General features: G+C 71.5%; 15 protein-coding genes. 11 read left to right on the top strand and 4 right to left on the bottom strand.

Translation table 11 applies throughout. The annotated features are described in order from the left end of the window. Positions 1-69 precede the first annotated feature (69 nt). From ACIRPK_RS29205 to ACIRPK_RS29195, 3 genes are all read left to right on the top strand, one after another. Positions 70-480: a spore-associated protein A gene (locus ACIRPK_RS29205; protein ID WP_403043757.1), complete on the top strand. Its 411-nt coding sequence runs from the start codon at positions 70-72 to the stop codon at positions 478-480. Between the two features lie 246 nt (positions 481-726). After that, positions 727-1,176: a hypothetical protein gene (locus ACIRPK_RS29200; RefSeq protein WP_403043754.1), complete on the top strand. Its 450-nt coding sequence runs from the start codon at positions 727-729 to the stop codon at positions 1,174-1,176. A 241-nt stretch (positions 1,177-1,417) separates the two neighbouring features. Beyond that, complete coding sequence (locus tag ACIRPK_RS29195; protein WP_403043752.1) at positions 1,418-2,170, top strand: hypothetical protein; 753 nt, start codon at positions 1,418-1,420, stop codon at positions 2,168-2,170. 48 nt (positions 2,171-2,218) lie between these two features. Here the strand turns inward: ACIRPK_RS29195 and ACIRPK_RS29190 are convergent, their stop codons facing one another. After that, a complete protein-coding gene (locus tag ACIRPK_RS29190) occupies positions 2,219-3,304 on the bottom strand; it encodes a polyprenyl synthetase family protein (protein ID WP_403043749.1) in 1,086 nt (361 codons plus the stop codon). Between the two features lie 316 nt (positions 3,305-3,620). Here ACIRPK_RS29190 and ACIRPK_RS29185 point away from each other — a divergent pair, with 316 nt between their 5' ends. The 8 genes from ACIRPK_RS29185 to ACIRPK_RS29150 all read left to right on the top strand — a co-directional run bounded on the left by ACIRPK_RS29185 (position 3,621) and on the right by ACIRPK_RS29150 (position 13,144). Further along, positions 3,621-4,127, top strand: coding sequence for a hypothetical protein (locus tag ACIRPK_RS29185; protein WP_403043746.1), 507 nt, complete (start codon positions 3,621-3,623; stop codon positions 4,125-4,127). Positions 4,128-4,406: 279 nt separating this feature from the next. After that, entirely contained in the window at positions 4,407-5,663 is a 1,257-nt protein-coding gene (locus tag ACIRPK_RS29180; protein WP_403043743.1) for a hypothetical protein, read from the top strand. A 320-nt stretch (positions 5,664-5,983) separates the two neighbouring features. After that, complete coding sequence (locus ACIRPK_RS29175) at positions 5,984-6,442, top strand: hypothetical protein (RefSeq protein WP_403043740.1); 459 nt, start codon at positions 5,984-5,986, stop codon at positions 6,440-6,442. Between the two features lie 144 nt (positions 6,443-6,586). Next, on the top strand, positions 6,587-7,003 hold the full coding sequence (locus tag ACIRPK_RS29170; RefSeq protein WP_403043738.1) for an acetyltransferase: 417 nt from the start codon (positions 6,587-6,589) through the stop codon (positions 7,001-7,003). Positions 7,004-7,303: 300 nt separating this feature from the next. Further along, positions 7,304-8,236, top strand: coding sequence for a CHAP domain-containing protein (locus ACIRPK_RS29165; protein WP_403043736.1), 933 nt, complete (start codon positions 7,304-7,306; stop codon positions 8,234-8,236). 254 nt (positions 8,237-8,490) lie between these two features. Further along, the gene (locus ACIRPK_RS29160) at positions 8,491-10,470 is read left to right on the top strand and encodes a BTAD domain-containing putative transcriptional regulator (protein ID WP_403043733.1); all 1,980 of its coding nucleotides are present in this window, start codon (positions 8,491-8,493) and stop codon (positions 10,468-10,470) included. Between the two features lie 894 nt (positions 10,471-11,364). Continuing rightward, a complete protein-coding gene (locus ACIRPK_RS29155) occupies positions 11,365-12,255 on the top strand; it encodes a peptidoglycan-binding protein (protein ID WP_403043731.1) in 891 nt (296 codons plus the stop codon). Between the two features lie 67 nt (positions 12,256-12,322). Further along, positions 12,323-13,144: a CHAP domain-containing protein gene (locus tag ACIRPK_RS29150; RefSeq protein ID WP_403043728.1), complete on the top strand. Its 822-nt coding sequence runs from the start codon at positions 12,323-12,325 to the stop codon at positions 13,142-13,144. A gap of 253 nt (positions 13,145-13,397) precedes the next feature. On the opposite strand, the gene ACIRPK_RS29145 is transcribed toward ACIRPK_RS29150, so the two are convergent. The 3 genes from ACIRPK_RS29145 to ACIRPK_RS29135 all read right to left on the bottom strand — a co-directional run bounded on the left by ACIRPK_RS29145 (position 13,398) and on the right by ACIRPK_RS29135 (position 15,841). Further along, the gene (locus tag ACIRPK_RS29145) at positions 13,398-13,856 is read right to left on the bottom strand and encodes an SRPBCC family protein (RefSeq protein ID WP_403043725.1); all 459 of its coding nucleotides are present in this window, start codon (positions 13,854-13,856) and stop codon (positions 13,398-13,400) included. Between the two features lie 303 nt (positions 13,857-14,159). After that, the gene (locus ACIRPK_RS29140) at positions 14,160-14,828 is read right to left on the bottom strand and encodes an SGNH/GDSL hydrolase family protein (protein ID WP_403043723.1); all 669 of its coding nucleotides are present in this window, start codon (positions 14,826-14,828) and stop codon (positions 14,160-14,162) included. Continuing rightward, a complete protein-coding gene (locus ACIRPK_RS29135) occupies positions 14,825-15,841 on the bottom strand; it encodes a formylglycine-generating enzyme family protein (RefSeq protein ID WP_403043721.1) in 1,017 nt (338 codons plus the stop codon). Before ACIRPK_RS29135 ends, ACIRPK_RS29140 begins: the two co-directional genes overlap by 4 nt. Positions 15,842-15,899: the final 58 nt, after the last annotated feature.

The following is a 15,899-nucleotide window of genomic DNA, read 5'->3' as shown; positions in this document are numbered from 1 at the left end:
CGCGGCGCAGGTCGCGCCACCGCCCGAGCCCGGGCGCCGCACGGACGCGGCCCCGTGCGAGGAGTTCTCATGCGCCAGCTCGTCCACCGTGCCACCACCGCCGTCGCGCTCGCGACCGCCGCCCTGGCCGGAGTGGTCCTCGTGCCCGGCTCGGCCGAGGCCGCCGTCTACAACGGCGCCTGCGGGAGCGGCTACACCGTCGTCGACGCCCTGGAGGTCGGCGACCACGGGACCATCTACCTCACCTACAGCCGGTCCACCGGCAAGAACTGCGTCGTGAACGTGCGCGACAACCCGGGCGCCCGGCTGTACATGAACGCACTGGTCCGGGTGTCCGGCTCGCCGGACTGGATCGGCAACTACGGCCAGTTCACCACCTACGCGGGCCCGGTGTACGTCTCCGCGGCCGGCACCTGCATCGACTGGGGCGGCGAGATCGAGACCGTCTACGTCTACCGCGAGAACGTCCACTGCGGCTGACCGCTGCGGAGCCGGGGGAGAGCCGCACGTCCGGTTCGGCAAGACGTCCGGGGAGACGGTGGGGGAGAAATTCCGGCACTGCCCCGGGCCTGCCCGGAGAAGTTCTGTTCCGAATTGTGCCCAACGGCCCTGGCCGCTCCGGTGGATGGCACACGTCGCCACTGGGTACGCTCGGGCCACCCGAAAATGATCAAGAACATGGGAAAGTCAATGCTCTTTGCTCGTAAGGCACTTGTCACTGCGTCAATGGCGGTGTCAGTCGTCGTCGGTACCCTTGCCGTAGCTTCTCCGGCGAGCGCAGGAATATCGACCGGCTCGTACAACGTCGGTGACTGTGACGCCCAGTGCCTGGTCCTCTACTACAACACCGGCTACGGCGGCTCGCACACGACCCTTGAGTCCGGCACCCCCAACGGTGGCGAGGGCGTGTACGACCTGGCGGGGTACACCTTCCAGAGCGACGGCGCCGGGCAGGGGGAGAGCCTGAAGAACAACGCAGCCTCGGCGAAGGCCCGGGTCTGGGGCATCGACGCCAGCGTGACGATTTACTTCAACAGCGGCTACGCCGGCCCCTGCGACAAGTTCCACAGGACCGAGTACCCGGTCGCCTGGCAGCTCTCGAACACGTACAACGAGAACGCGTCGGTGTACTTCCGGAACGTTCCGGTCAACCAGGGCTGCGTCAACTTCGGTTGATCGGAGTCATGAATTCGTGGCGGCCGCGCACCCACGCGGCCGCCATGTTCCTTGTGGAGAGAAGGGGATGACTGTGGGGAGACAGGGCTTGCCGACCGGGGCATCGCGCGCTCTTGTGTTCGTCGCGGCCGCGCTCATGGCGACGGCCGCCTGTTCGGCGACCAAGGACCGGACCGGTGGTGAGCCCGGCGGGCGGAGGGTGGACGTTCCTCCCTCGGCCGGGGCCTCGGGGCGCGGTGCCATGCCCATCGAGAGGTTCGCTCTCACGGCCGAGGAGTCCAGCGCGGTCGACCGGGCCAAGGTCCTCCTGGCGAACGAGTGCCTGGGAGGCTTCGGTCTGGACTACCGGATACCGGAGCGCCCGCCGCTGGTTGCCGAATCCTCCAGGCGCTACGGGATAGCGGACCGCGGGGTCGCCCGCGACCTCGGCTACCACCTCCCGCCACCGGCCGGTGGGGCGGGCGTCGCCAAGCAGCCCACCGAGGCGCAGGAAGCGATCCTGTTCGGAGCGACTCGTGCGGGAGTACCGCAGTCCACGAGCCCCGACGGCCGCCCGATTCCACCAGGCGGCTGCTACGGGGATGCCGAGGCCCGGCTGGACGGCGGACCGCGCCCTGAGTCCGACATCGCCGCCGCGGCGGCCATCGACAAGGAGAGCTTCAAGCAGTCCCGGCAGGACGCGACGGTCGTAGCCGCCTTCCGGACGTGGTCGGCCTGCATGGAACGCCAGGGCTACCGGTACCAGGACCCGATGGCCTCCGTGGGGGATCGGGCGTTCGACACCGCGGCGCCGACGGAGCGTGAGAAGGCCGTGGCCCTGGCCGACCTGGACTGCAAGACCGAGGCAGATCTGCTGCAGAGGTGGGGCGCCGTCGAGGCCGAGATCCAGACGCGCATGATCGAGGAGAAGTCCCCGGCCCTGAACAGGCTGAGCTCCTTCCAGAAGTGCAAGGTCGGCATCGCACGCGAGGTGATCGAACGCCTCGGAAACTGAGCAGTGCTCCCGACACCGCGGAGCCTGGCCGAACCGGTCGATGCACGTTCAGTGGTCGCGCTCTGCGGTCCAGGCCGGCATGTGCTCGAAGAAGGTCACGGCGTCCGCGCGCCAGCGGGTGCGCCAGGAGCCTGCGACGGCGGATGCCGCACGCGCGTAGCGGTGGGCGTCGGCCTGCACCGCGCGGTCGATGCCGTGCCGCCGTGCGATGGAGCGCACGCGGTCGAGGGTGTCGTCGTCGCCCTGCGGGTCGCCCAGGGCGGCGTCCAGGATCCTGCGCTCGGACTCGTCGGTGTCGGCGGCCAGCAGGGCGCGGAGGACGTAGCTGCGGCGGCCTGAGCGGAGGTCGGAACCGAGGGACTTGCCGACCACGGCAGGGTCGCCGAACAGGTCGAGCCAGTCGTCGCGAAGCATGTTGGCGATCCCCAACGCGCTGGAGTAGCGGCGCAGTTCGCGGTCGTACGGGGCCGGGTCGACCTCGGCGGCGAGCAGCCCGAGGCGCAGCGGGGCCAGGATGGAGTAGCGGGTGGTCTTGAACTCGGTGACCGCGTGCAGGAAGTCGAGGTCGGGGACGGGGCCGAAGTCGCGTTCCAGGTCGAGGAACTGACCGATGACCGTGGTGGCGCCGACGTCGGCCTGCTCGGCGACCATCGCTGCGGCGAGGCCGGGTGGCAGGTCGGAGGTGACCAGGACGCGCAGCGACAGGAAGGCGGCCAGGTCGCCCGCGAGGACGGCCAGGCCCAGGGCGGTGTCGGGCCGGTCCGGGTACTCGGCGCGGTAGGTCTGCGGGACTGACGGTGCGCCACGGCGCACGGCCGAGCCGTCGATGATGTCGTCGTGGATCAAGCCGTGGGTCTGGAGCAGTTCGAGGCTGATGGCGGCTTCCTCCAGGCCCGGCACCGGTTGGTCGGTGATCAGCGCGGCGGCCTCGTGGAGGACCGCCACCCGGAGGCGTTTGCCGCCGCGCAGTGACATGTCGCGCAGCAGGTCGAGTGCGCGCGCGGGAAACCGTCCGTGCTGCGGCCCGTCGAGGGCTCCGCCCGCGGGGTCGGTCAGGGTGTCGAAGTACGCCGCGAACCGGGCGTCGAACCGGCGCCGGTGCCCGGCCGCGCGCCGCAGGGCGGCAGTGATCATGTGGTCCACCGGCCCAGACTTCCACCCACCTCGCCGGGAGCGCCAACTCGGGGGCCGTCTCCGGGGCGAGGTCCAGCGTCCCTGTCGGGTTCGGCACCGGGCCCGTGGCGGTGTGACAGCGGGGTTATCCGGCTGATACGCGCCCTTCCTAGGGTGGTTCCCGAAGTGGACCGGTGCCGCCGATTCCGGGCCGGAGCTCTGCCGACGCGAGGCTGACGTTCCAGCCCGACGGCAGGGTGATCGACCCGAAGCATCGCGACACCCACAACCTCCGCCGCGCCACGCCGTTGCGCGGCCGCCTTTCGGAAGGACCCTCGTGACACCCAGCAAGTCCGGTCGCTCCACGGCCCGCAGGCGCCTTGTGCGCGCCGCCTTCGTAGGCACGGCGATCGCCAGCGCGATCGGTCTGACCGCCACCACCGCGTCGGCCGCCGCCTTCGTCGCGAACTTCACGCTCTCCCAGTCCGACTGGACCGCCGGTGCCGGCGTGGGGGCGGACAACGGCATGTCGCAGTTGGTCTTCCAGTCCGACGGCAACCTGGTGCTCTACAAGTTCACCGGAGCCGACAGCTACCCGGTCTGGGCTTCGGGGACCAAGGGCGACGGCGTCGTGCGGGTCGACTGGTCGCGGTCCGGATACGTCAAGCTCCTCAACTCCTCCGGCGGCATCGTCTGCACCCTGGGCGCGCTCAACCCGGCGCCCGGCGGCCACGCCGAGCTCCGGAACGACGGCAACCTGGTCTTCCTCAACACCAGCGGCACTGCCACCTGGTCCACCGGCACCTCCCAGGGGACCGGCAACCTCAACTACTGCTGGACCTGATCGGCCGCATCCGCCGGACACCTCCGCGACACCCACAGGGCGCCGCCCCGGGACACCTCTGGTCCCGGGGCGGCGCCCCCGTGCGTTCCCGGTCTTCAGTACATCCACCCCCTGTGCAACAATCTGATGATCAGTCATCTGGTGCGCGTTACACATTGCTGCAGGTCAGCAGTGGGGCCGACGGGTTCGCAGCAGCGAGACCGGTCACGGCTGACGGCAACAGAGCTGAAGGGGTTCCGGGGATGTCCGTACCGACCATGGGCGGCGAAGGGGAGTCCGATGCCCCCTAGGCCACGACCACTCGACCCCGATGACGGCCCACTGCAGGCGTTCGCCTACGAGTTGAGGTGCCTGCGGCAAGCGGCCGGGAACCCGACCTACCGGGCGCTCGCAGGAACCGCGGGCTTCAGTGCCACGACGCTGAGCGACGCCGCCGGCGGCGTGCGCAGGCCCACCCTGGACGTGACGCTGGCGTATGTCGGCGCCTGCGGTGGCGACGTCAAGCTCTGGGAGAAGCGCTGGTACGCACTCGACCGGCGGCTCGCCGGCAGCGCCGGGGCCGACGTGCGGGCCCGGGAGTCGAGTGTCCAGGCCGCACTGACCGTCTCGGAGGTGATCGAGCCGACGGAGGCGGACGCCGAGAACCGCGTCCCGGTGGTGGACACGTTCCGGAAACCGGGCTTCGAGCCCGAGCCGGTCGACGGCGAGGAGCCGGGAGCACGGCATCGGCGCCTGTGGCGGTCGCGGGCGTGGCTGCCCGCCATGGCCGTCGCCCTGGTGCTGGTGCTGACCGGCCTGCTCGTGGGTCTCAAGCGCGGGTCCGGCGACACCCACACGGTCTCCGGAGCCGGCTGTCCGGCCGCCCCGGCCGGCGGAACGACGTTCCAGGGCCTGACCTACAGCGGGAGCACCCGGGTCCGCAGCAGCGCCAGCCGCAGCGCACCGGTGATCGACCAGATCCCGCCCGGGTGCACGGTCCAGTTCGTCGGCTTCTGCATCGGTGACGCCGAGCTGGACGTGACGGGCGGGACTCCCGATGTGCGCTGGTTCAAACTGGGCAGCGGCGGGCTGGTCTCGTCGGCGGTGGTGCACGGCAATCCGCCGTGGGAGTTGCGGCCGGACCGCTGCCCGGGTGAGTTCCCGGCTCCCTCGTCGATCTCCCTGGCGGTCGTGCCACGGCCATCCGATCCCGAGGCCGTGGAACTGCGCGCCAGCGGTTCCTACCTCGGCATCGTGGGGTTCGCCGGATACTTCTCCGACAGCGGCCAAGCCGTGCCCGTGCCGCGCTGGCACCAGCTCGGCCTGATCGGCGTCGGCGTCGACGGATTCGTGCTCCCCTGGCGGATCGCGAAGCCGACGGCCGATCAGAGCCCGATCCAGCTGGTCGCCGTCGCCTGCCTGGGCGGAGACGGTCCCACCGATGTGCTGGACGCGCTGACCCTCCCCCCTGCGACTCCGACCCAGGCACAGCCACTCTCGCTGGGCGACGGCGACCGGAGCACGGCCGAACGGACCGCCTGCCGCTACCCCGCCTAGACCCCGCCCACAGCCAGGACCTGGGGAATCGCGTGACCACAGCCCGCGGCATCCCGCAGGATCCGTGGGCTGCTCGACCGCGAAGGGCAGCGGGGAGTGGGCGGCCGGGTCGGCGCAGCGGCGGGGCGTGGACGGACGGGTGCCTCGGGCTCCGTCCGAGCCCTGCGCGGCCGCCCCGGCGGGTCGGCGGCCGGCCTGCAACAGCCGCTCCCCGGGGGACCGCGGCGAGGCCCTCGGGCGATACGGCGGCGTTACGCGGCTGCGCCAGCATGGTCGACGTTCGACCGACCATCGATGATCCGCCTCAGACAGGGTTCCGTATGCACGTCCTCCGCCGAGTCCTCGCGGCGTTCGCCGGCCTGGCGCTGCTCGCCGGTGTCAGCCTGTTCGCGTCCTCCACCGCGCAGGCCGCCACCTCCTGCTCCGGCACCGTCACGTACGACCAGAGCGTCTCGCACAACGGCAGTGTCATCGGCGAGTTGGTCATCTACTACAACAGCGACAACGGCGGCACCAACAGCGCCTGCTTCTACCACCGCGGGGCGTCCTACGGCGTCTCGGCGACGACCAGCGTCGAGATCTACCGGTGCCTGCAGAGGTCCGGTACGGGCGGCGGCTGCACCGTCGACGTCTCGTCGCGCATCGACAAGGGCTCGTACGCGTACAGCGCCGGACCGGTCGGCGTGACCGGCACGGCGAACCACTGCGTCTACGCCTACGGCTACGTCAACTGGGCCGGCCACGAGTACTCCGTGTCGAGCGGGACCCGGGGCTGCTGAGAGCCCTGCGTCCCGCCCCCTCGACGGGCCGCGGGAACGCCCCCGAGGTCCCGTCCCGCCTCCGGCGGGCCGGCCGGAGCCCGGCAGATCCGCATTTCCGACCGTGTCGAACCACTGGTGTTCGGCGCAAGAGAGGTTTTTTCCGTGCGCAAGAAGCTCGTCTCCGTCCTCGGCGCCCTCGCGATGGCCGGAGCCGCCACCGTGATGACCGCGCCTGAGGCCTCGGCGCTCGCCGCCTCGCCGGCGGAGGTCTGCGGCCCCGGCTACAAGGTCGTCGACTCCGAACAGCTCATCAACCGCGACGTGTGGGTCTACCTGACCTACAACAGCTCCAACGGCTACAACTGCGTGGTCACCGTCCGCGGGAACGCGGGCACCCCGGTGCACATGTCGGCCGGCCTCACCGTCGAGGGCAGCGCCCAGAAGTCCGACACCGGCTACTACGGGTCCTACGCCGGCCCGGTCTACGCCTACGCCGCAGGCAAGTGCGTCAAGTGGAACGGCTGGTTCAGCGACAACGACCAGAGCTCGTACGAGAGCCCCTGGAGCCACTGCGGCTGACCCCCGCCGACGACGGCCCCGCCACCGGACCCGGACCCCGCCCCACAGCGGTCCGGCCCGGTGGCGGGGCTTCGGCGTTCCCCTCCGCCCGATGCCGCCGCAGCCCGCTGATCCGGCCCGCCGGGTGCGACGGAGAAGTTACAGCGCGCGCGAAGAATGTCCCGCGCGGCGCGGTCGGCTGCCGGACGGCACCGCCGGCCGCGCCGCGCCATGTCCTGTCCTTCCCTCCCGAGGAGAATGGTGAATCACCGTCACCTTCCGGGCCTGGTCCGGCGGATAGCCGGCGCCACGGTCGCAACCGTGGTGTTCGCTCTGCTGAACCTCGCCCACGTCACCACCGCCTCCGCCGCCACGGGCACGGGCGCCGCTGCGCTCGCCGCCGCCAACATCGACAAGACGGCCGGCACCTGCGCGAACAGCCCGACCCACAACAGCCTCGGTGGCGCGCAGTTCGAAACCAGCTGCTCCGGCGGGGGGTCGGGAGGTCCCGAGTACTGGTGCGCCGACTTCGTGCAGTGGGTCTGGCAGAACTCCGGCTTCTCCACCGGTGGGTTGGATGCCGATGCTGCCGGCTTCTACGCCTACGGCCGGGACAACGGCACCCTGCACACCTCGGCCTCCTACCAGCCGCAGCCCGGTGACGCGGTCGTCTACGGCAGTGTGAACGACACCGAAATCCATCACGTCGCCATCGTGACCTCCGTCAACGCCGACGGTTCGATCACCACCGCCAACGGCGACTGGGGAGGGACCCCGGGCACCGGCTCGATGGCCGACTTCGCGGTCAGCTCCCGGGTGGCCGCCCTCACCATCTCGGCCGGCCAGAAGAGCGTGGGCAGCGTACCCGGGACCGTGGACCCCGCGGACGGCTACACCATCGTCGGCTACACCACCCCCACGACCACCGGCAGCACCAACCCGAACACCCCGACCGCGATCTGCGGCACCGGCTTCAAGGTGATCGACTCGCACGCCCTCGGCGGCGCGGTCGTCTACCTGCTGTACAACGGCTCCACCGCTCAGAACTGCGTCACCACCGTGGCCACCGACCCGGGCGGCAAGGTGGCGATGGACGCGACACTGGCCGCGCAGGGCGGCTCCTCGGCCGGCAATCCGGGCAGCTTCACGTACTACGCCGGCCCGGTCACCCTCGGGGCGGCGAACGTCTGCGTGCAGTGGGGCGGCTCCTACGCGGGCACCTCGTGGACCAGCGGCTGGAGCCACTGCGGCTGACCCCTGCTCGTGTGGTCGGCCCGTTGTCCGGCTGTCCAACGGTCCGTTCGGACGTTGTCAGGGCGTTGTCAGGACGTTGTACGGACCCTGTCAGGACAGCGGAACGCCTGGCGCTTGTACGGGATTGACCGCCCATCACCGGCTAGACGCCACCTGGCAACCAGCCGTCGCCTTAGATCTCGTCCGTCAGCACGGTGCGCCCGGCAAGCCCGGGCGCACCGTTCGGAACACCGACGGCGCAGGAGAACAGGCGAGTGGAATTCGGGATCCTGGGGCCCCTTGTGATCAGTGACGGCGTGCAGACCCGCACCGTCCCCAGCGGCAGGCAGCGGGCGCTGCTCGCGGCGCTCCTGATCCGGCACGGGCAACCGACGTCGGCGCAGTTCCTGACGGAGGCCATCTGGGACGAGCACCCGCCCAGGAGTGCCGCCGCCGCCCTGCGCAACTACGTGATGCGGCTGCGCAAGGCGCTCGGCGCGGCGGGTGAGCGGATCGAGACCACCGCCGGCGGCTACCGGATCGACGTCGACGCGCAGGAGTTCGACCTCCAGAGGTTCACCGTCCTGCGCGACGAGGGCATCGCCGCGCTGCGCCGACAGGACTTCGAGGGCGCCGCCACCCGGCTGGACACCGCCCTCCAGCTGTGGCGCGGGCCCGCGCTGGCCGACATCCCCTCGGACGCGCTGCTCCGCAAGGAGGCCGGGTGGCTGGCCGAAGCCCGCCTGGACGCCGTGGAGGCGAGGCTGGAGGCGCAGCTGCGGCTGGGCGGCGACGTCCGGGCGCTCACCGCCGAGCTCCAGGCACTCACCACCGAGTACCCGGAGCGGGAGCTGCTCTGGGCCCAGCTGATGACGGTGCTGTACCGCAGCGGGCGGCAGAGCGAGGCACTGGCCGTCTACCAGCGGGTGCGGCAGACCCTGATCGAGGAGATCGGCGTCGAGCCGGGCAGTGAACTGCGCGAGGTCCACCAGCGGGTCCTGCGTGGTGACCCCGCCCTCGACGGGCCGGCCCGGCCCCGCCCCGAGCCGATCGGCATCAGCTCCGCGAGCGCCGGTGCGGCGGCAGACCCAGGAGCCGACGAGGGGTCCGGAGCGGGCGCGGCCGGGCACCCGGTACCCGACCGGACCGCGGGCGGTCGGCCGGCGTTCGCCGTGACGCCATGTCAGCTACCCGCGGCGCTGCCCGACTTCACCGGCCGGGCAGGGGAGACGTCCCTGCTCACCGGCCGGCTGACCGCCGTGGACCGCACGGCGCCGTTCACCGCCGTGATCTCGGGCCAGCCCGGCGTCGGCAAGAGCGCGCTGGCCGGCCAGGTCGCCCACGCCACCCGGGCCGCGTTCCCGGACGGCACACTGCACGCCGAGCTCGGTGGGACGGGCGACAGTCAGGCCCTTCCCGCTACCGTGCTCCGGACCTTCCTGATCGCGCTCGGCGTTCCCGCCGACCTGGTGCCGGTCGGACTGGAGGACCGGATCTCGCTCTACCGCTCGCTGCTGACCGGCCGTCGGATCCTGGTGGTGCTGGACGACGCCCGCGACAGCGCCCAGGTCCGCCCGCTGCTGCCCGGCGACCCCGGCTGCGCGGCGCTGGTCACCAGCCGCTACCGACTCGCCGACCTGGCCGGGGCGCTGCCGCTCGAACTGGACGTGCTGTCGGCGGCGGAGGCCGAGCTGCTCCTGCGGCGGCTGGTCGGAACCGCACGGTCGGCAGCCGATCCGCAGGCGGCCACCCAGGTGGTGGCCGCCTGCGGACGGCTTCCGCTGGCGCTGCGGATCTGCGCGGCCCGGCTGGGCGCGCGCCCTGGCTGGAGCATGCGGCACCTCGCGGACCGGCTGGCCGACCAGCTGATGCTGTTGAACGAACTGCGGGTGTGCAGCCTGGACATCAGGGCCAGTGTCGAGCCCAGCTACCGGGCACTCGAGCCCGCCGCGGCCCGGGCCTTCCGGCTGCTCGCCACGGCCACGGACGGCCCCCTCTCGACCGTACAGGCGGCCCGGGCACTGCACCTTCCGCTGCCGGCCGCCGAGCACTTGCTCGAACGGCTCGTCGACGCACACCTGCTGCTTACCGACGCGCCCGGCCGGTACCGCTATCCGGCTCTGTTGCGGGCCTTCGCCCGCGAACAGGGTGGCCTGCGGCCCGGGGCGGTGCCGGCCCAGCAGGACAGGCGCGCCGCCGCCGAACGGCTGGCCGCGCCGCCGACTCCGGGTGTGCGCTGGGCCACCGAGGTCTGACGCGGCGTCCGGCTGCCGCGCCAGACCTCGGTGGCCCAGCTCGGCAGTGGAACACCGGGCGGCCTGGGTCAGGGCCGGCGTGCCGGAGAGGCTGCCGGCCTTGACGCTGACGGCACGGTTCTGCCCGGGAGGGGCAGGTCGGATCGCCGACCACCACGCGAGCATGGCGACTCCGCGTACCGCCGCCGTCTCGGACCGGTATCGCGACCCGACCCGACCGCACGAGCTACAACTCCGGCTGCCCGCAAGGGTTTTACGGCCCGGGAGTACCTGATGCGCCGTCATGTCCGTGGTCAGAGGCTGAGTTACCGACCAATGACGGGGGTGATACGCGCCGCCTGGAGGATTCCCGTGGATTCGCGACCAGCCGGCCGCCGCACCGCTCCAGCTCATGGAGGACCGTGGGCATGCACGCCCGTATCCGCACGAAGCCCGTCCGCACTTCCCCTCCGCTCCTCGTGGTGGCCACCGCGGCGCTGGGGACACCCGCCCTCCCGCGGCCGCCGCCACGATGTTCGGCGCCAAGGCCGACCTCGACGGCCGTGACGGGCCGTCATTGAACGCCAACACCGTTTCGCACAACGGCTGTTGCCGACCGTCCGGCGGATTTTGCGAAGCCGGTCGCGTCCATCGAGCAGGACCGGTCCCCGAGCTGTCACCGGAATTCGTACCGCTCACCCGGCTTCGCCGGGCAGCGGCGAGCGCGCCCGCGCATGCGCCGCCCTTCTCCGCAGCAACCACGTCAGCGACGGCCGCACCCACCAGCGGTGCCGCTGAGCGCTGCCCGCTGCCCGCCGCCCCAGCCGGGACCCCTCCCTCAGACCTCTCGCCCGCCGGTGCCCGACAGCGGGACGAGTTCAGGGCCGATCTCCACCGAACAGAAGGAACCACCACATGGCATCCGCCATCAGGACCCGCACCACCGCAACCCGACTGCTCACGGCCGTCGCCGTCCTGAGCGGTCTGGCGCTGAGCGCCGTACAGGCCCACGCGGCACCCCCGTCGCCCCGCACCGAGGCGCCGGCGGCCGTCGCCGCCGCGCTGCCCGTGGTGGACATGGAAGCCACCGTCCTGGCCGCCCAGATCGATCCCCGACGCCCCGACAGCACGCTGACCCCGGGGGCCAAGGACTCGGTCCTGGCCGTCGAGCGGGCCCTGCAGGCCCGGAACCTCCTCGACGCCCGCTGGGTGGACGGGTACTTCGGCACCACCACCATCACCGCGTACGCCGCCTTCCAGCGCTCCCTCGGCTACAGCGGCCTGGACGCCAACGGACTGCCGGGCTCCTCCTCCCTCACCGCGCTCGGCCAGGGCCGGTTCACCCTCACCCACCAGATCGCGGCCGGCGCGAAGGTGCAACGCGACGGATACACCGTCGACACCCGCACCCAGACGATGCTCACCGAAGCCGAACGCCTGCTGGGCTTCCATCTCACCCTGGACCAGGGCTCCTACAACCCCGGCGGCGATCCCACCTCGGCGGGCACCCACGACGGCGGTGGCGTCGTGGACATCAACGTCGACGGGATGACCAGCACCACCCGCACCGCCCTGGCCCGGGCACTGCGCCAGGTCGGATTCGCCGCCTGGGTCCGCAACCCCAACCAGGGCGACTGGCCGTGGCACATCCACGCCGCGGCGATCAGCGACACCGATCTGGCCACCCAGGCCCAGAACCAGGTCGGTGACTACTACCTCGGCCTCAACGGCCTGGCCAACCACGCCGCCGACGACGGCCCGCGCATCCCCATCCAGACCTGGGAGGAGTACCAGCGCACCCACTGACCGCGCACGGCACCACCCGAGCACGACCCAAGAGCCCCTTGATGACACGTCACGAAAAGAGCAGGCCTTGAAGAACATACGCACCACGCTCACCATCGCCGGCACCGCACTGGCCATGGCCGTCCCCCTCATCGCCACCACCTCCGCCCCCGCCTTCGCCGCCTCCCGCGACGGAGTCTGCGACTCCGGGGAGTTCTGCCTCTACTACAACAGCGACCAGGCCGGCTCGATCTCCGACTTCACCGGCTCCATCAGCGACTACGGGGCCACCCAGCCGAGCTGCTACGAGTTCAAGAGCGCCGGCAGCGGCCAGGGCGTCTGCGTCAAGAACAACGCCGCATCGGTGTGGAACCGCACGGGGCAGACCGTCCGCGTCTACTTCAACAGCGACTTCGGCGGGGCCGGCCAGGACTTCGCCTCCGGCGCCAAGGGCAACCTCAACTCCACCCTGAAGAACAACGAGGCCTCGCACCAGTTCCTCAGCAGTGGCGGCGGTGGCAACGAGGGCACCACCAACGACTTCGACCACGGCACCCGCGGCTTCGCCGCCGACAACTGCACCGCCTTCGCGGCGTTCCGCATCGCCGACCGTCTCGGCGTCCCGAACTTCAGCAACTCCTGGGGCGGCACCACCTGGGGCAACGCCGGCACCTGGGACGACGCCGCCCGCCGCGTCGGCGTCACCGTCAACACCACCCCCACCGTCGGTGCCATCGCCGTCAACGACACCCACAAGGTCGGCCACGTCGCCTACGTCAACGCGGTCTACTCCGACGGCTCCTTCGACGTCGAGGAGTACAACTGGAACAACCCCCTCGCCTACGGCACCCGCAGCCACCTCCGGGTCAGCAGCGCGGAGTCCTCCTTCCAGTACATGCTCCACTTCTGAGCAACCACCAGCAGGACACCGGCACACCCGCGCCGAGGGCGGCTTCACAGCCGGGATGATCGTGTGAAGGTGCAGGCCCCGGCGGTGTGACGACGGCCGCCGGAGCCGCAGCGGTGCACAACGAAGCCCCGTCGAACGGAGGCGGCCTGGAAAGGCCACCTTCCCGACGGGGCTTCGACCTGCCACCTGGGACTGGTCGATCGGTGGTTGCGGACCTCCGGGCGCCGGCCGCTCGACGTGGTGCCGGTGATGGTCAGTTCGGCGTGAGGCGGCCGCGCCAGGCTCCGGTCTCGTGGCTGCGGGCCTCGATGAAGGTCTTGAAGCGGCTCAGGTCGCCCTTGACGCGCCGGTCGATGATGCCGAGGGCGTCGGCGGCCCGCTCCGTGATGGTCCCGGGTTCGAAGGCCATCGTCAGGCTGACCCGGGTGCGGGTCTCGCCGAGGGGCTCGAAGGTGACGATGCCGATCTGCTGGACCTCGCCGCCCACGGTCTGCCAGGAGACCCGTTGGTCGGGCACCTGGTCGATGATCTCCGCGTCGAACTCACGCTCGGCGCCCGCGATGGAGGTCCGCCATTGGGTGTGCCGGTCGTCGATCTGGCGGACCTCCTCGACCCCCTCCATGAAGTGGGGGAACTCCTCGAACTGGGTCCACTGGTTGTAGGCGGTGTGCAGGGGGACATCGACGTCGACCGACTGCTCGACCGTGCTCATGGCGGGTGCCTTCCCGGTTGGCGGGCCGGGCCCTGCCGGTCCGGCCGTGCCCCGCGCCTGCCCGGGCCCGGTGAGTTCATGCCCTCGTCATCCCGGTTCGCGTGCCCTCGTACCCGCCGCCCGGAGGTGCCCACCTCCTCCTTCACGCGGGCCTCGACCTTGCTGCAGCAGAGGATTGGAGCCGCCGGAGATGATCATGTCCTTCCTGTGGTCGACGAGGGCAGGGGACACGCGCGGCGATCACGCTCTGCAGCCACTCGGTCTTCCAGGACCCGGCCTCCGATCGACCGTGACGGGGCTGGGTCAGTCGCTGGCCTCAAGGGCCGAGAGGTAGGCGCCGGACTGGCCGGCTGCGGTCGGGTGGAAGGACTGGCCGACAGGCCAGTTGAGAGCGTTGAGGGCGGCTCGCCTGGTCGGGCTGATCCCTGGACAGAAGGAGCTGCCGAGGTCGTAGAAGCGGGGGTAGCCGAGGATCACGACGTGGGCGTTGACGGCGCGGGAGCGGATGCTGCCGTAGACGGTGTCGAGTCTGCCGGGGAGCTCGGTACGGGCTGTGTTCGCCGCGGAGGCGACGGCACCGTGGCAGTCGGCGTCACTGCCGAGCAGGCAGGAGCTCAGTACCTCACGCAGGCCGATGTCGTTCCCGCCGATGGTCATGCTGGCCAGGGTGGTGCTGGAGGTGAGCGGGGCGAGTTGGTGGTTCAGGACGTCGGCGGTGGTGGCGGCGCCGCAGGCCTGGAAGCTGAAGGTCGCCGGTGAGTTGGCCTGGGCGAAGAGGTAGGGGTAGGCGTTGGTGCTCCGGTTGCAGCTGTTGAGGTACGTGGTGGATGATCCGCCGCCCGCGGAGTAGGAGTCGCCCAGGGCCACGTAGTTGATTGTGGCGGCCTGGGCGGCGCCGGTCGTGCCGGTCAGGCCGCCGGCAGTCAGGGCGAGGAGTGCGGCCGCAAGGGCGGCGGGGCGGGTTCGGGTCATCGGTTGCCTCCTTGCCGGGGCGGTTCGGTGGTCAGGTCGGCCAGGGTGTCAGCGGGCGTGGGGGCGGCGCGGGCGCAGCGGAAGCCGGCGTGGCCGCTGGAGCTGTCGGGGGTGTTGGAGCTGCGGGCGGCGACGCGGTAGCGGTTGCAGTAGGACTGGTGGCACAGGTGTGAGCCGCCGCGGATGACCTTGGATGTTCCGGTGGCGGGCCCGGTGGGGTCGGCCAGGGGACGAGGTGGGTGATCGGTGGTCCACCAGTCGGCGCACCACTCCCAGACGTTGCCGGACATGTTGTACAGGCCGAAGCCGTTGGGGTCGAAGGCATGTACGGGGGCGGTGGCGCGGTAGCCGTCGGTGGCGGTGTTCTTGGTGGGGAAGGTGCCGCGCCAGATGTTGCAGCGGTGGGTGCCGTCCGGGTCGAGTTCGTCGCCCCACGGGTAGCGGGCCTGTTCGAGTCCGCCGCGGGCCGCGTACTCCCATTCCGCTTCGGTGGGCAGGCGTTTGCCGGCCCAGGTGGCGTAGGCGTGGGCGTCGTTCCAGGAGACGTGGACGACGGGGTGGTCCGCACGGTCGGTGACGGTGCTGCCCGGGCCTTCGGGCCGGTTCCAGGCGGCTCCGGTGACGGCGCACCACCAGGGGGTCCGTTCCACGCGTGCGGCGGTGCGGCGCAGGGCCGCCGGGAGGAACCCGGCGAAGACGTAGGACCAGCCGATCCGTTCGGCCTCGGTGCGGTAGCCGGTTGCGGCGGTGAACGCGGCGAACTGCTCGGTGGTGACGGCGCAGGCGTCGATGAGGAACGGATCCAGTCGGACCCGGCGCACCGGGCCTTCGCCGTCGTCGGGGAAGCCTTCGCGGTCGTCGGTGCCCATCAGGAACTCCCCGCCGGGCAGCAGGACCATGCCGTGCGACGTCCCGTCGGGACGTCGCGGCGCCGGCGCGGGTGTGAGGGTGAGCGCACTGCTCGGCCCGGCCTCGCGCGAGGGGGTGCAGCAGGGGGCCGGGGCTTGGGACATGGTTTCTCCGGAAGGTGTGGGCGGGCACGGCTCGGCGCCGGGTCCGGGTCGGCCGGGT

The organism is Kitasatospora sp. NPDC101801 (assembly GCF_044766665.1).
Taxonomy (GTDB): domain Bacteria; phylum Actinomycetota; class Actinomycetes; order Streptomycetales; family Streptomycetaceae; genus Kitasatospora.
Note: the sequence above shows the minus strand (reverse complement) of the source record. Positions and strands in the feature narration are given on the sequence as shown.

Coding starts and splice junctions, on each gene's coding strand:
- ACIRPK_RS29205 (WP_403043757.1), top strand. CDS start 70: ATGCGCCAGCTCGTCCACCGTGCCACCACCGCCGTCGCGCTCGCGACC.
- ACIRPK_RS29200 (WP_403043754.1), top strand. CDS start 727: ATGGCGGTGTCAGTCGTCGTCGGTACCCTTGCCGTAGCTTCTCCGGCG.
- ACIRPK_RS29195 (WP_403043752.1), top strand. CDS start 1,418: ATGCCCATCGAGAGGTTCGCTCTCACGGCCGAGGAGTCCAGCGCGGTC.
- ACIRPK_RS29190 (WP_403043749.1), bottom strand. CDS start 3,304: ATGATCACTGCCGCCCTGCGGCGCGCGGCCGGGCACCGGCGCCGGTTC.
- ACIRPK_RS29180 (WP_403043743.1), top strand. CDS start 4,407: ATGCCCCCTAGGCCACGACCACTCGACCCCGATGACGGCCCACTGCAG.
- ACIRPK_RS29175 (WP_403043740.1), top strand. CDS start 5,984: ATGCACGTCCTCCGCCGAGTCCTCGCGGCGTTCGCCGGCCTGGCGCTG.
- ACIRPK_RS29155 (WP_403043731.1), top strand. CDS start 11,365: ATGGCATCCGCCATCAGGACCCGCACCACCGCAACCCGACTGCTCACG.
- ACIRPK_RS29145 (WP_403043725.1), bottom strand. CDS start 13,856: ATGAGCACGGTCGAGCAGTCGGTCGACGTCGATGTCCCCCTGCACACC.
- ACIRPK_RS29140 (WP_403043723.1), bottom strand. CDS start 14,828: ATGACCCGAACCCGCCCCGCCGCCCTTGCGGCCGCACTCCTCGCCCTG.
- ACIRPK_RS29135 (WP_403043721.1), bottom strand. CDS start 15,841: ATGTCCCAAGCCCCGGCCCCCTGCTGCACCCCCTCGCGCGAGGCCGGG.